Consider the following 14,974-nt stretch of genomic DNA (forward strand, 5'->3'; position numbering starts at 1 on the left):
CGCAAGCTATGAAACCAAATTCTGATTTGAACTGTTCCAGTTTGATGAGGGGCAGTTTCACCCAGGGGGTGTGACGATGCGTGACTGTTCGAACAACCGTCGAGGATTTGACCGCGTATTGATGGCCGTCGCGGCAACCTTCCTCACGGTGTCCGCGACCGCGGCCTTCGCGCAGGACACGCCGCACTCCAGCGCCTCGGAACTCGCGATCGACGCGGCGATCCCGCGCCCCGAACCGGCCAACGTGCCGCCCCCCACCGCAAGCGATTTCAAGGCCGACACCACCGCCGCGCTGCCCGATGCAGCCAAGCCGGCCGACGTGAAGCCAGCGGATGTGCAAGCCACCGAGGCCAAACCCGCTCAGACAAAACCGGTCGACGCCAAGCCGGCAGAGCCGAGCGCGACTGCAAAGGCCGTCGAGCCGAAGCCCGCCGATGTCGTAACCGCGCCCGCGACGAAGCCGGCCGATGCCCCGAAGACCGATACCGCCGGCGCGCCGGCGGCGGCCGCCCCCGCCCCCGCCCCCGCAACGGCCACCGCGCCTGCCGCAAGCCCCGCGCCTGCAACTGCAGCAGCGCCGGCCACTGCTCCCGCGACCGCCGCGGCGCCGGCGAGCGAACCGGCGAAGGCAGCGAGCAACGTTGCCGCCGAGGATCAGCCGGTTGCCGACAAGCTGCGCGAACTGCTCGCCAGCAAGTCGCTGCGTAGCTTCGACCGCAAGAACGAGCGCGCTGCGGCCGAGAAGTTCTATTCGGCTCGCGAATACGCGCCGGTGTTCACCAAGGCCGGCAAGCTGACCGACGCCGGCAAGGGCGTCATCGCCCGCCTGAAGGACGCGGCCGCGGATGGCCTCGATGCCGCCGACTATCCGGTGCCGGATTTCGCCGCAGCGACCTCGCCGGACGCGCTGGCCGACGCGGAGCTGAAACTCGCCGCCAGCATGCTGGACTACGCCCGCCAGGCCCAGAGCGGCCGCATGCACTGGTCGCAGGTGTCGGCCGACATTCTCTATCCGGAGCACCCGATCGATCCGGCGGAAGTGTTCGCCAATGTGACCTCCGCGAAAGACGCCTCCGCCGCGCTCGACAGCTACAACCCGCCGCAGAAGCTCTACAAGGAGCTGAAGCAGAAGCTCGCCGAGCTGCGTGGCCAGGGCGACGGCCCGGTCATCACGATCGCAGACGGCCCGACGCTGAAATATTTGCCGGCACGCAAGAAGCAGGCCGCGGTCGAGATGGACGATCCGCGCGTGCCTGACCTGCGCAACAAGCTCGGCGTCACCGAGAATGCCGACAGCACCAAGTATGACGCGACGATCGCGCGGGCGGTGGAGAAATTCCAGAGCAGCGTCGACCTCAAGCCGACCGGCGTTCTCGACGAGCGCACGGTGAAGGCACTGAACAATCCGAAGCGCGACCGGCAGATCGACACCGTGATCGTCAACATGGAGCGCTGGCGCTGGCTGCCGCGCCAGCTCGGCGCCGCCAGCGTCGGCAATGCCTATGTGATCCTCAACATCCCGGACTACACGTTGAAGGTGATGCAGAACGGCGCGCAGGTCTGGACCACCCGCGTCGTTACCGGCAAGCCCGGCCAGCATGCCACGCCGCTTTTGACCGAGACGATGAAGTACATCACGGTCAATCCGACCTGGAACGTGCCGCCGTCGATCATCTACAACGAATATCTGCCGGCCCTGCAGCAGGATCCAACGGTGCTGCAGCGCATGGGCCTCAGGCTCGAGCGCAACCGCGACGGCTCGATCCACATCTCGCAGCCGCCGGGTGAAGCCAACGCGCTCGGCCGGATCCGCTTCAACTTCCCGAACAAGTTCCTGGTCTATCAGCACGACACGCCGGACAAGTACCTGTTCGCGAAGGACGAGCGTGCGTTCAGCCACGGCTGCATGCGCGTGCAGAATCCCGATCAGTACGCCGCCGTCCTGCTCAACATCACCGAGCCGAACCAGCACTACACGCCGGAGCGGATCCGCAGCATGTACGGCTCGAGCGAAGTCGACCTGAAATTCCCGACGCCGATCCCGGTGAACATCACCTATCAGACCGCGTTCGTTGACGATGCCGGCAAGCTGCAATTGCGCAGGGACGTTTACGGCCGCGACGCCGCCATGCTGTCGCTGCTCAGGAACGGCCGCGGCAAGGATCTCGAGACGGTGGTGGCGCACGCCCAGCCGAGCTACTCGCGCCCGCCAAGCAGCAGCCTGCCCGCCGGCGTCAATGTCGCCGGCGACAACGGCTTTGGCTCCTCCGGACCAAATTTCTTCGAGCGCCTGTTCGGGGGATTCGGACAGCCGGAGCCGCAGCCGATCCGTCGCGGGCAGGCCCAGCAGCAGCGCCGGGTAATCACCCGCTAATCTGCATTTCCGCCCGATTGGAATAAATTTTGAAGCAAAATCAACGATCTCGCTCAAAAAGCGAGATCGTTTACATTAACCATTTCGGGTCTCGGCCGGGGAGCAGGGCTATCTTTTGCCACACTCGCCCAGTTAGTTAAGCCTAACTTGGGGGCGGGTCGGTAAACCTCGGTTAACCCTCCCGCTTTAAGAAAGCGTTCACCGTCTTCCGCAGGGGGTCTGCGAAAGATGCCGACCGAACGCTCGTCGACTGGGTGGGCTCATAGTGCTGGCTGTCTTCGCACGCCGCTACAATCCGCTGTCGTTGCCTAAGGCCGGATACCAAGTCGGCCTGACTGCGCTATTGCTGTTGGCGGGCGCGGGATCGGTGCACGATGCCACCGCGCTGAATCAGACCCGCACCCTCTCCTTCCATCACACCCATTCCGGCGAAGACCTCACCGTCACCTTCAAGCGCGACGGCCGTTACGACGAAGGCGCGCTGAAGCAGCTCAACCACTTCCTGCGCGACTGGCGCTCCCAGGATGAAACGGTGATGGACCGTCACCTCTTCGACATCCTGTGGGAAGTCTATAACGACGTCGGCGGAAAGCAGCCGATCCAGATCATCTCCGCCTATCGCGCCCCTGCCACCAACGCCATGCTCCGCCGCCGCTCCTCGGGCGTCGCGCGCCACAGCCAGCACATGCTGGGGCACGCGATGGACTTCTTCATCCCGGGCGTGCCGCTGGAGCAGATCCGCTATGCCGGCCTTCGCCTGCAGCGCGGCGGCGTCGGCTTCTATCCGACCTCGGGCTCGCCGTTCGTCCATCTCGACACCGGCAGCATCCGCCACTGGCCGCGCATGACCCGCGATCAGCTGGTCAGGGTGTTCCCCGACGGCCGCACTGTCCATGTCCCGACCGACGGCACGCCGCTGAAGGGCTATGAGCTTGCCAAGGCCGATATCGAGCGCCGCGGCAATGGTGACGATGCCGCGACCATCGGCAAGCCGAGCCTGTTCGCGAAGCTGTTCGGTGGCGGCAAGTCGAGTGACGATGAAGACGAAGGCGCGGCCAGCGTGAACGACAAGCCGGCCGCCAACACCGTGGTGGCCGCCGCCGCGCCCGCCAAATCCGCCGATCCGATTCCGCTGCCGCGCGCCAAGCCGCAGTTCGCCGCCGCCATCCAGCTCGCGGCCGCCGACGCCCAGCTCGTTCCGATGCCGAAGGCGAAGCCCGCGGTGCAAGTGGTGCAGATGGCCGAGAACACCGCGCCGCAATCGCCTGCCGACATCATCAATGCCCGCGGCTTCTGGGGTGACGAGGGTGAGGCGCCGAAGCAAGCGTCGGCGGCGCAGATAGCCGCGCTGAAGGCCCGTGAGGCGGTCGGCGGCAGCGATCCGCAGACCACTGCCAGCACGACGACCGAAAACTTCAACAAGGCCCTGGCCTATGCGCCCGCGGCGGCCTCACCGGTCGATCGCGCCAACATCGTCGCAGCGACCGCGCCGATCCCGCGCAACGTGCGCCCGACGCGCAATGCCGCGGCTCCTAGCACCGAAATCAACACCGTCGTTGCCAAGGGCGCACCGAGCCAGGGCGTGATCACCACCTCCGCGCGGATCTCGGTTGCCAAGGGCAACGATATCTGGATGCGCGTGGTAATGCTGGCGCCGAGCGCGAGCAATGCCATGCTGACCACGGTGCTTGGCGACACCGACATGACCATGATGCGGGCTCATTTCGTCAAGCCGCAGGCCGCCGTCGTCATGACCTTCTCGGAAGATCCGATGATGGGCATGACCTGCGACCGCTTCTCGGGCTCGGCGACCGCCCTCCTGACGACCCAGTCCTTCGTGCTCCGCACCGCCTCGCTACGCTGAGCCGCTGCGCCTCTGCCGGACAAGGATAGCTTTGCGCCGGTTCAGGCCGGCAGCCCTGCCTTGAGCAGGCCGGCCTCGAAGCGTGCCCGATCGGGCTCGCGCTTGTAGTGCTGGGTTGCCAGATGCGCCGACACCGAGAAGGTCGGCTCGCGCTTCAGCACCTCGGCGGCGTGGGCCGAGGCAGCCACCGTGTTGCCCATCTGCGCGAAGGTCGCCGCGAGGAAGGCGTGATGGGTGTGGTCGGGGCGCGTAATCCGCGAGAACGCCTCGGCGGCGTCAGCGTATTTCTCGGCGCAATAGCAGGCCCGGCCGAGATGGCTCCAGAAGCGCTCCGGATGGAACGGATTGAGGCGCATCGACCGCTTGATCCAGTCGATGCCTTCCTCGGGCCGCCCGAGCCAGGTCAGGAGCTCGCCCTGCTGCACGACGACGAGGTCGTAATTCGGGTTCAGCGCGAGCGCGCGCTCCTGGTGGAAGGCCGCCTTGTCGTGGTCGTCGCGGTTGAGGTTCAGCGCGGCGAGAATCCGGTGCACGTCGCTGTCATTGTCGTCGAGCTTGAGCGCGATCTCGAGCTCTGCGGCGACCTGCGCCATGGTCGCGTCGCGGTCGGTGCACCAGTTGTAGACCCAGGTCTGGCCGAGCACGCAGGCCCGCCAGGCGTGGGCGTGGGCATAGTTCGGGTCAAGCACGATGGCCCGTTCGAGCAGGCGCTGCGCCTCCGCGTTGTCGTCGCGTGCCGAGCGATGATGCAGCACCTTGGCGGCAAGCACGCACTCGTAGGCCGCCATGTTGTCGGTCGGCTTGCGCTTGACACGGTCATGCGCGGCAGCCTCGACGCGCCCCGGCAAGGTCGCCACGATCGCACGCGTCATCTCGTCCTGGATGGCGAAGATGTCGGCCAGCTCGCGGTCGTAGCGTTCGGCCCAGACGTGCCGGTCGGCCACGGCGTCGATCAGCTGCACCGTGACGCGGATCCGGCCGCCCGCCTTCCGCACGCTGCCTTCCAGCACATAGTCGACGGCGAATTCCTTCGCGACGTCCTGCACCTTCACGGCCTTGCCCTTGTACACGAAGGTCGAGTTGCGCGAGATCACCAGCAGATCGTGGAAGCGCGACAGCTCAGTGATGATGTCCTCGGTGAGCCCGTCGGCGAAGAATTCCTGCTCGGGATCGCCGCTCATGTTGACGAGCGGCAGCACGGCGATGGAGGGCTTCTTGGCGACGACAGGGGCGGCCACCGCACTCGGGTGCTCCGGAACGGGCCTGGCACCGGATTCGAGATGGACGCGGAAAACCCGGATTGGGCGCGCGATGTTCTTGACGGTCTGGTCGCCGAGATCCTCGAAGCTCAGATCTTCCAGGCGATCGCCGACCTGATCGCGCACCGCGCCGGAAATGCAGATGCCGCCGGGCTCGGCCAGCGTCTCCAGACGGGACGCGACGTTGACGCCGTCGCCGAAGATATCGGCGCCGTCAACGATCACGTCGCCAAGATTGATGCCGATGCGAAACTGCATCCAGCGCGCCGGCGCGACGTCGGCGTTGCGCTTCGCCATCCGGCTCTGGACCTCGGCCGCGCACAGCACCGCATCGACGACGCTATGGAATTCAACCAGCAGGCCGTCGCCGGTGGTCTTGATGATGCGGCCGCGATTCTTGGCGATGGCCGGATCGATCAGCTCGATGCGATGGGTTTTGAGGCGCGCAAGGGTCCCCGTCTCGTCAGCCTCCATCAGGCGGCTATAGCCGACCATGTCGGCGGCGAGGACCGCAGCGAGCCGGCGCTCTGGTCCTGGCACGTCCATCTGAACGATCTGCCCGGTTACCTCGCCGCCAGTGTAGCAAATCCCGGGATTTCACCCAAGCCTCGACAGGAGGTCTTCCAGCAGCTTTGGGGGGCGCCCTTGGCGAACGCCCGGCAGGGGTGGCCGCTGGCCGCCTCAGAGCATCCCCAGCGCCTGCATGTAGGTCTCCAGGATGGTCTCCTGCTCCTGGCGCTCGTTCGGATCCTGCTTGCGCAGACGGATGATGGCGCGCAGCGCCTTGACGTCGAAGCCGTTGCCCTTGCTCTCGGCATAGACGTCGCGAATGTCGTCCGAGATCGTCTTCTTCTCTTCTTCCAGCCGCTCGATGCGCTCGATGATGGACTTGAGCTGGTCCTTGGCAAATCGCGTTGCGGGCTCTTCCTTGACGGCGGCAGACGTGGTGGCCATCGCGCACTCCTGAACAGGTATTGAAATGTTACGCGAATACGCGCCTTGCGCACCGCTTGCTGCGGGCGACCCTCGATTTTGGCGCGCCTTCCGTCAAGGAAACATCGCGCTCATCCACAGCGCGCCCACAGGAGATGCGGACGGCCGCGGAACTGACGTCACACAGGCTGAGGTTTAATGCCCGCTCTGGGCTTTCTTCATCGCCGCGAGCTGCTCGGGCGTCGCGCTGCCCTGATACTTCGCCTTCCATTCCTCATACGGCATGCCGTAGACCGCCTCACGGCTCTCGTCCTTGCTCACGGTAAGGCCCTTGGCGTCCGCCTCTTCCTTCATCCAGTTGGACAGGCAGTTGCGGCAGAAGCCGGCGAGGTTCATGAGGTCGATGTTTTGCACATCGGTGCGGTCGCGCAGGTGACTGACGAGACGCCGGAAGACCGCGGCCTCGAGTTCCGTTCTGGTTTTGTCGTCAATGCTCATGATCGTGATCCCGTGTGTCGCGCTCACCATATTGATATCAGGTGGGAATTGTCACAGATTTTGCCATATCGGCGCGCAAAACGGACCCGTCCGGCCACCCTGGCCACGGTCCGACAGCGTCGCAGACGGGCGCCCGCCCGTTGACAGTGCCGGCCGGGCACGCGAAATCGTCCATGATTTGATATAGCTTCGCTGCATGAGCCCAACAGATTCCCTCGCCTCAGCTCCCCGCAATATCCGCCTGACGTTGGCCGGCCTCCTGCCGGTGCTGGCGCTTGTCGCGGCCTGCCTGTGGACGAGTCCGGCGGCCGCCGATTTCCGGCTCTGCAACAACACCTCGAGCCGCGTCGGCATCGCGCTCGGCTACAAGGACGCCGAGGGCTGGACCACCGAGGGCTGGTGGAACGTGTCGTCGCGCACCTGCGAGACCTTGCTGCGCGGCAACCTTGTGGCGCGCTACTACTACATCTACGCTCTCGACTATGATCGCGGCGGCGAATGGTCCGGCCAGGCCTTCATGTGCTCGCGCGATAAGGAATTCACCATCAAGGGCACCGAAAATTGCCTGGCGCGCGGGTTCGACCGCACCGGCTTCTTCGAGGTCGATACCGGCGAGCAGCGTGCATGGACCGTCCAGCTAACCGAAGCCAACGAACAACAGCCGCAGAAAGTACCGGGAATGCCGGGCGGCGTGGGTCCAGGAAGTCCCGGGGCGATGCCGGGCCTGCCCAACCCGCCGCCGGGCGCAGCGCCTCCGGGCGCGTCTGGTCTGCCGCCAGCCGCACCACCCGGAAACAAACCATGAGACGACTGCGTCGAATCAAGATCCTCGCAACACTCGGCCCGGCCTCCTCAGACAGCGCGATGATCCGCAAGCTGTTCGAGGCGGGCGCCGACGTCTTCCGCATCAACATGAGCCATACCCCGCATGACAAGATGCGGGAGCTGGTCAAGACCATCCGCAATGTCGAATCGAGCTACGGCCGGCCGATCGGCATCCTGGTCGACCTGCAAGGGCCGAAGCTGCGGCTTGGCTCGTTCGCGGAAGGCTCGACCCAGCTCAAGAACGGCCAGAGCTTCATTCTGGATTCCGACAAGACGCCGGGCGACAACAGCCGCGTCCAGCTTCCGCATCCGGAGATCCTCGCGGCGCTCCGCCCGGGCCACGCACTGCTGCTCGACGACGGCAAGGTGCGGCTGATCGCCGAGGAAACCTCGCCCGAGCGCGCGATCACGCGCGTCGTGATCGGCGGCAAGATGTCGGACCGCAAGGGCGTCAGCCTGCCCGATACCGATCTGCCGGTGTCGGCGATGACCGCAAAGGACCGCGCCGACCTGGAAGCCGCGCTGCCGGAGGGGATCGACTGGGTCGCGCTGTCCTTCGTGCAGCGAGCCGAGGACGTGATCGAGGCCAAGAAGATGATCCGCGGCCGCGCCGCCGTGATGGCCAAGATCGAGAAGCCGCAGGCGATCGACCGCCTCGCCGACATCATCGAAGCATCGGACGCGCTGATGGTGGCGCGCGGCGATCTCGGCGTCGAACTGCCGCTGGAGCGGGTGCCGAGCCTGCAGAAGCAGATGATCCGGATGGCGCGCCGCGCCGGCCGGCCGGTGGTGGTCGCAACGCAAATGCTGGAATCGATGATCCAGGCGCCGGTGCCGACGCGCGCCGAAGTCTCCGACGTCGCCACCGCCGTCTACGAAGGCGCCGACGCCATCATGCTGTCGGCGGAATCCGCCGCCGGCAAATTCCCGGTGGAGGCTGTCTCGACCATGAACCGCATCGGCGAGGAGGTGGAGCGCGACCCGACCTATCGCAACGTGATCAACGCGCAACGCGTCGATCCCGAAGCGACGGTGGGTGACGCCATTGCCGACGCGGCGCGGCAGATCGCCGAGACGCTCGACCTGTCGGCGATCATCTGCTGGACGTCGTCAGGCTCGACCGCGATCCGCGTGGCGCGCGAGCGGCCCAAGGTGCCGGTGGTCGCGATCACGCCGAACCTCGTCACCGGCCGCAAGCTGTCGGTGGTGTGGGGGGTGCATTGCGTGGTCGCCGAGGACGCCCACGATCTCGACGACATGGTCGACCGCGCCGGCTCGATTGGGTTCCGCGACGGTTTTGCCAAGGCCGGCCAGCGCGTCATCATCGTTGCCGGCGTGCCGCTCCGCGCCCCCGGCACCACCAACATGCTGCGCATCGCCTCGGTCGGCCCGAGCGGCGACGCGCAGCTCTAGATTCCTGTTTGACGCGTTGTCTTCACGCGAACCGGTGCCCGCTTCGCTCGAAAACGCATTAACCCGCCGCGCCGCGATCAGCCCTGCAATGACGCGTCGAGCGTGATCTTGGTGTTGAGCAGCTTCGACACCGGACATCCGGCCTTCGCCTTGCCGGCCAGTTCCTGGAACGTCGCATTATCGGCGCCCGGGATCTTCGCCGACAGCGTCAGGTGCACCGCGGTGATGGCGAAGCCGTCGGCGACCTTCTCCAGGGTCACATCGGCCTTGGTCTCCATATGCTCCGCCGTGAGCTTGGCTTCGCCGAGAATCAGCGACAGCGCCATCGTGAAGCAGGCGGCATGCGCCGCGCCGATCAGCTCCTCCGGGTTCGAACCCGGTTTGCCCTCGAAGCGGCTGGCGAAGCCGTAGGGGTAATCCGAGAGCGCGCCGCTCTTGGTCGAGATCGCGCCCTTGCCGTCCTTGATGCCGCCCTGCCATTTGGCCGAGCCATGGGTCGTCGTCATGGGTTGCTCCGTGAGGTGGTTGAGCCCAGCCCCGAAACCTACAACGCCATTGCGACAGAAGTGTTCTTCGCGCGCCTCAAGCGCCGACCAGCGCCTTCGCCGGGGTCGTTGCCTGCACCACGAGGCCACGCGCGCGTGCGTCCATCACGCCGACCGCACGCAGCGCAAGCAGCGTCACGGTCTGCACCGCGTCACGCAGCTTGATCGGATCGTCGAGATTGGCCGGCGCCAGCGGGCCGACCAGCGCTTCGTGCAGCGCGCCGAGCAGGGCGGTGGCGGCCAGCGCCGTGTCCTGCGCCGGCAGGTGGCCGGCGCGCACCGCGGCATCGATGCGCATGGCAAGCTCGCCGGAAATGTCGCGGCGGCTGGCGAGGCGCGAGGCGGTGACGTCGACGTCGACCGGCTCGGCCAAAATGCCCCAGGCGAGCTTGCGCTGCGACAGCACGTGGACCGCGATCGTCGTCACCGCGGCGGCCAGCGCCGATGACGGCCCTGGTGCGGCATCGGCGGCGCGCCGGATCGCCGTGAGCTCGTCGCGCGAGACTTCCGTGATCAATTCCGAGATCAGCTCGGCCTTCGACGGGAAATAACGGTAGACCGTTCCCGCCGCGACATTGGCCCGCACCGCGACGGGTGCGATCTGGACCGCCGCCATGCCGCCCGCCGCCGCCGCGTCCCGCGCAGCCGACAGGATGGCGCTGCGCCGCGCGGCCAGCCGTTTCACGACCTGATGAGTTCGCCGGTAAACCATGGCGTTCCGTCCCCCCGCCGTGCGCCCCGGCCGGCGCCCACCGGCAGAACACACGAGTCTTCAACGTTTTGAGCGATTGATCCCGCAATCGCCTGAAGAAGTGAACAACTATTCAGACTGAATGACAAGCTGGAATTGTAAGGATTTTTTGCAACCTCTGGCACCACCTCTGATTGAGCCGGCGGCACTCCGGCCCCTCCCCGATCGGATCAGGGCCGCGATGGTAAATCGCCGGCTAAGCTGATCGCTCGAAATCGAGACATCTGATCTTGCGCATGCGCGCGATATCAGCTGCGGCATTTACCCGAATTTATCGGAAGCCGTGGTCGAGTGCGCGCCAGCATCACGCGTGGCGTTGGCTCTGGATGCCCCCGGCCGAAACAAGCAAGAAAGCGCATGTCACTCTCCATCACCAGCAGCGTGAGCAGCCGTAGCGCGGCGCGAGGACTGGTGCCGCTGTGCGCCGCCGTGGGCGCCTATCTGTTCTATCTCTCGGCCGGCGAAATCCTGCTGCGCGATTCCGACACGATGTGGCAGATCAGGGTCGGACAGTGGATCCTCGAACACGGCGCGATGCCGACATCGGACGTGTTCTCGTTCACCCGTTTCGGCGAGCCCTGGATCTCGAGCTCGTGGCTGTCGCAGGTGGCGTACGCGCTCGTCTACGGCGGCGATTGGGCCGGGCCGGTGATCCTGTCGTCGATGGCGATCGGCGCGACGGTCGCGATCTTCCTGCATCTGCTGAGCCCGTATTTCGATCCGGCGCGCGCGATCCTGATCGCGGCGCTGGCGCTGCTGTTGTCGACGATCCACTTCTTCGCGCGGCCCCACGTGCTGGCGCTGCCGGTGCTGCTGGCGTTCATCGGCGGCCTGCTCGCGGCCGCGGATCGCCGCACTTCACCGTCATGGTGGCTGCTGCCGCTGATGACGCTGTGGGCCAATCTGCATGGCGGCTTCGTTCTCGGCCTGGCGCTGATCGGACCGATCGGACTGGAGGCGGTGTGGAACGGGGAGCCCGGCCGCCGCCGTCAGCTTGTCGTGCGATGGGGCCTTTTCGGCCTCGCCGCGCTGGCCGCGAGCTGCCTGACGCCCTATGGCTGGACCAGCCTGCTGGGCGCGACCAAGATCCTCAGCCTCGGCAAATTGCTGACGCTGATCGGGGAATGGAAGCCGGCGGATTTCAGCAAGCCCAGCTTCTTCGAAGCCACGCTGCTCGGCCTGATCGGCCTGATCTGCTACCGCAGGCTGACGCTGTCGGTGCCGCGGATCCTGCTGCTGCTCGGGCTGATCTGGATGGCGCTGAGCCATGTCCGCAACATCGAGGTGTTCGCGTTCATCGCACCGCTGGTGCTCGCCAAGCCGATCGCCGAGCAATGGGGAACGGCAAGCGCCACCGCGGCCCGCTTCGGAGAAACGCGCGCATTCCCCGTCGTCACGATCCTGGCTGCGATCGCGATGGTGATCGGCGCATGGGTGACGACGGCGATGTTCGTCGCGCAGCATCAGTTCAAGTTCCTGCCGATGTTCTCGCCCGTGGCCGCGGTCGATGTGCTGCAGCAGCACAAGGCGCAGCGCGTCTTCAGCACGGCGCCGTTCGGCGGCTACATGGTGAGCCGCGACATGAAGGTGTTCATCGACGGCCGCGCCGAGCTCTATGGCGAGCAATTCGTGCTCGACTATTACGATGCGCTCGACGCCCGTGACGTCGGGCAGTTGCTGGGCCTGCTCGACAAGTACCGGATCGACGCCACGCTGCTGAGCTCGGACTCGCCCGCGGGCAACGCGCTGGATCACCTGAAGGGCTGGAAGCGGCTGTACAAAGACGACATCGCCGTCATCCATGTGCGCTCGGACGAGACCAAGGTTGGTGCGGCGCCGGCGGCCGAGCGTTCGAACTAGGGCGCCCCCCACATGCGTCGCGTCCGCTTTTGCCTCGCGGGTCCCTGACCTAGGTCGGCTCACCTATCGAAAGCGGACGTTGCAGCCTTCTGAACAAAGCTCAGCTGCGGTCCAGAAGCGGACTATTGCATTCTAGAAACTTTGACCAGGAGCTCTCTCAACCACTTGTGCTGGGCATCCCCATTTTGACGCGGATGCCAACTCGCCGTGGAGGTCTCAGCGCTTGCCGCGCTCTTTGACCGGGATCACGAGTTTCAGTCCCGACCAGACGTCATCGACGGCGCAGACCTTGACGTCGACCAGGCCGTTCGCGAGCCCGGTTTCGCGGACCTCCATCTCTGTAAGGTCGGTCGCGACGCCCGAACTCTTCTTCGGCCACGACACCCAGATCATGCCGTCGGGCGCGATCGCCCGACGGTAATGCCGCAGCCTGGCCGCAAGCCCCTTGGCCTCGGCCGCGAACAGGTGCACGGCATCGAGCGGCGTCCGTGCGGTCTTCGCGATCAGCAGATCGGCGGGCAGTTCGCCGACAATGTTGCCGTAGGGAACGGACAGCCCGTCGACAAAAATACAAAAGCCCGGCTTGAGGCCGAGCTTTTGCACAATCGGTTTGCCGGAAGCACCGGCCATGGCGGGCGAGGCTTACGCCTGCGGCTGCGGCTCCATGCCGGTGTCCGGATCGGGACGCGGGCGCGGCTTGCCGGCCGGCGGCACGGCGGATGCGCGCGGCGTCGACGGCTCCAGCACCGACTCGCGGTTGGGCTTCTTGCCCTTCAAGAGGTCGATGATCTCGTCGCCGGTCAGCGTCTCGAACTCGAGCAGGCCCTTGGCGAGCGCCTCGAGATCCTCGCGCTTCTCGGTGAGGATCTTGGTCGCCTCGTTGTAGCCTTCCTCGACCAGACGCCTGATCTCGGAGTCGATCTTCTGGACGGTCGCCTCCGACGCGTTCTGCGTGCGCGAGACCGACATGCCGAGGAACACCTCGTCCTGGTTCTCGCCGTAGGAGACGGTGCCGAGCTCTTCCGAGAGGCCCCAGCGCGTCACCATCATGCGGGCCAGGCGGGTCGCCTGCTCGATGTCGGAGGCGGCACCCGAGGTCACCTTCTCGCGGCCGAAGATCAGCTCTTCGGCGACGCGGCCACCCATCATGATGGCAAGCCGCGAAGTCATCTGCTCGAGCGACATCGACAGCTTGTCGCGCTCGGGCAGCTGCATCACCATGCCCAGCGCACGGCCGCGCGGAATGATGGTCGCCTTGTGGATCGGATCGGTCGCGACGACGTTGAGGCCGACGATGGCGTGACCGCCCTCGTGATAGGCCGTCAGCAACTTCTCTTCCTCGGTCATCACGAGCGACTTGCGCTCGGCGCCCATCATCACCTTGTCCTTGGCCTCTTCGAACTCGGCCTGCGTCACCATCCGCTTGTTGCGGCGGGCGGCGGTCAGCGCAGCCTCGTTGACGAGGTTCATCAGGTCGGCACCCGAGAAGCCCGGGGTGCCGCGCGCGATGGTCTTGAGGTTGATATCCGGAGCCAGCGGCACCTTGCGGACGTGAACCTTGAGGATCTGCTCGCGGCCGACGACGTCCGGGTTCGGCACCACGACCTGGCGGTCGAAGCGGCCGGGACGCAGCAGCGCGGGATCGAGCACGTCGGGACGGTTGGTCGCCGCGATCAGGATCACGCCCTCATTGGCCTCGAAGCCGTCCATCTCGACCAGCAACTGGTTCAGCGTCTGCTCGCGCTCATCGTTGCCGCCGCCGAGGCCGGCGCCGCGATGACGGCCGACCGCGTCGATTTCGTCGATGAAGATGATGCAGGGCGCGTTCTTCTTGGCCTGCTCGAACATGTCGCGGACGCGGCTCGCGCCGACGCCGACGAACATCTCGACGAAGTCAGAACCGGAGATGGTGAAGAACGGCACGTTGGCTTCGCCCGCGACCGCGCGCGCGATCAGCGTCTTGCCGGTGCCGGGAGGGCCGACCAGCAACACGCCGCGCGGAATCCGTCCGCCGAGCCGCTGGAATTTGCCGGGGTCGCGGAGGAATTCGACGATCTCCTGCAGATCCTGCTTGGCCTCGTCGACACCCGCGACGTCCTCGAAGGTGACGCGGCCATGCGCCTCGGTCAGCATCTTGGCGCGCGACTTGCCAAAGCCCATCGCCTTGCCGGCGCCGCCCTGCATCTGCCGCGACAGGAAGATCCACACGCCGATCAGCGCGATGAACGGCAACCAGGAGACGAGCAGCGAGACGAACCACGGCACGTTGTCGCCGGGCGCCTTCGCGGTGATCTGCACCTTGGCGTCATAGAGGCGCTTCACGAGCGTCGGATCGCTCGGCGCGTAGGTCTGGAAGCTCGTGCCGTTGTTGAAGGTGCCGTGAATCTCCGGCCCCTGGATCACGACGTCGCGGACATGGCCCTGATCGACCTCAGTGAGAAGCTGCGAGAACGAGATGTCCGAGGACGACGAGCGCTGGCCAGGATTCTGGAAAAGCGTGAACAACGCCAGCAACAGCAGGACAATGATGACCCAGAGGGCGAAATTCCGCAGATTGGCGTTCATGGTCTTCCTTCGTGGTCGCGCGGATCGCGGCCTCTCTCTATCCTTGGGCAGGCTCTGTGGGAATCCCCAGGGAATCCATCCCGTCGA

General features: G+C 66.0%; 12 protein-coding genes. 5 read left to right on the plus strand and 7 right to left on the minus strand.

Annotated elements, in window-relative coordinates; genetic code table 11:
* Positions 1-76: 76 nt before the first annotated feature.
* Entirely contained in the window at positions 77-2,374 is a 2,298-nt protein-coding gene (locus ACVWY5_RS33710) for a L,D-transpeptidase scaffold domain-containing protein (RefSeq protein ID WP_028335987.1), read from the plus strand.
* A 265-nt stretch (positions 2,375-2,639) separates the two neighbouring features.
* A complete protein-coding gene (locus ACVWY5_RS33715) occupies positions 2,640-4,238 on the plus strand; it encodes a DUF882 domain-containing protein (RefSeq protein WP_028335986.1) in 1,599 nt (532 codons plus the stop codon).
* Between the two features lie 41 nt (positions 4,239-4,279).
* Here ACVWY5_RS33715 and ACVWY5_RS33720 read toward each other — a convergent pair whose 3' ends face one another.
* From ACVWY5_RS33720 to ACVWY5_RS33730, 3 genes are all read right to left on the minus strand, one after another.
* The gene (locus ACVWY5_RS33720; protein ID WP_028335985.1) at positions 4,280-6,043 is read right to left on the minus strand and encodes an adenylate/guanylate cyclase domain-containing protein; all 1,764 of its coding nucleotides are present in this window, start codon (positions 6,041-6,043) and stop codon (positions 4,280-4,282) included.
* 135 nt (positions 6,044-6,178) lie between these two features.
* A complete protein-coding gene (locus tag ACVWY5_RS33725; RefSeq protein WP_016841616.1) occupies positions 6,179-6,451 on the minus strand; it encodes a DUF2312 domain-containing protein in 273 nt (90 codons plus the stop codon).
* 174 nt (positions 6,452-6,625) lie between these two features.
* Complete coding sequence (locus tag ACVWY5_RS33730) at positions 6,626-6,928, minus strand: DUF1244 domain-containing protein (RefSeq protein ID WP_028335984.1); 303 nt, start codon at positions 6,926-6,928, stop codon at positions 6,626-6,628.
* A gap of 196 nt (positions 6,929-7,124) precedes the next feature.
* Here ACVWY5_RS33730 and ACVWY5_RS33735 point away from each other — a divergent pair, with 196 nt between their 5' ends.
* Together ACVWY5_RS33735 and pyk are read left to right on the plus strand one after the other, a co-directional pair.
* Positions 7,125-7,733, plus strand: a complete 609-nt coding sequence (locus tag ACVWY5_RS33735) for a DUF1036 domain-containing protein (RefSeq protein WP_038377731.1) — start codon at positions 7,125-7,127, stop codon at positions 7,731-7,733.
* Positions 7,730-9,166, plus strand: a complete 1,437-nt coding sequence (pyk, locus tag ACVWY5_RS33740) for a pyruvate kinase (RefSeq protein WP_028335982.1) — start codon at positions 7,730-7,732, stop codon at positions 9,164-9,166. Before ACVWY5_RS33735 ends, pyk begins: the two co-directional genes overlap by 4 nt.
* Positions 9,167-9,243: 77 nt before the next feature.
* Here the strand turns inward: pyk and ACVWY5_RS33745 are convergent, their stop codons facing one another.
* Both ACVWY5_RS33745 and ACVWY5_RS33750 read right to left on the minus strand, forming a co-directional pair.
* Entirely contained in the window at positions 9,244-9,672 is a 429-nt protein-coding gene (locus ACVWY5_RS33745; RefSeq protein ID WP_016841620.1) for an OsmC family protein, read from the minus strand.
* Between the two features lie 76 nt (positions 9,673-9,748).
* A complete protein-coding gene (locus ACVWY5_RS33750) occupies positions 9,749-10,423 on the minus strand; it encodes a TetR/AcrR family transcriptional regulator (protein WP_026191806.1) in 675 nt (224 codons plus the stop codon).
* Positions 10,424-10,819: 396 nt separating this feature from the next.
* Between ACVWY5_RS33750 and ACVWY5_RS33755 the strand changes: the two genes are divergently transcribed.
* A complete protein-coding gene (locus ACVWY5_RS33755) occupies positions 10,820-12,322 on the plus strand; it encodes a hypothetical protein (RefSeq protein WP_028335981.1) in 1,503 nt (500 codons plus the stop codon).
* 216 nt (positions 12,323-12,538) lie between these two features.
* Here ACVWY5_RS33755 and ACVWY5_RS33760 read toward each other — a convergent pair whose 3' ends face one another.
* Positions 12,539-12,952, minus strand: coding sequence for a DUF3052 family protein (locus ACVWY5_RS33760; RefSeq protein WP_028335980.1), 414 nt, complete (start codon positions 12,950-12,952; stop codon positions 12,539-12,541).
* A gap of 12 nt (positions 12,953-12,964) precedes the next feature.
* On the minus strand, positions 12,965-14,887 hold the full coding sequence (gene ftsH / locus ACVWY5_RS33765; protein WP_028335979.1) for an ATP-dependent zinc metalloprotease FtsH: 1,923 nt from the start codon (positions 14,885-14,887) through the stop codon (positions 12,965-12,967).
* Positions 14,888-14,974 lie beyond the last annotated feature (87 nt).

The sequence above is a fragment of the Bradyrhizobium sp. USDA 3256 genome (assembly GCF_054058275.1).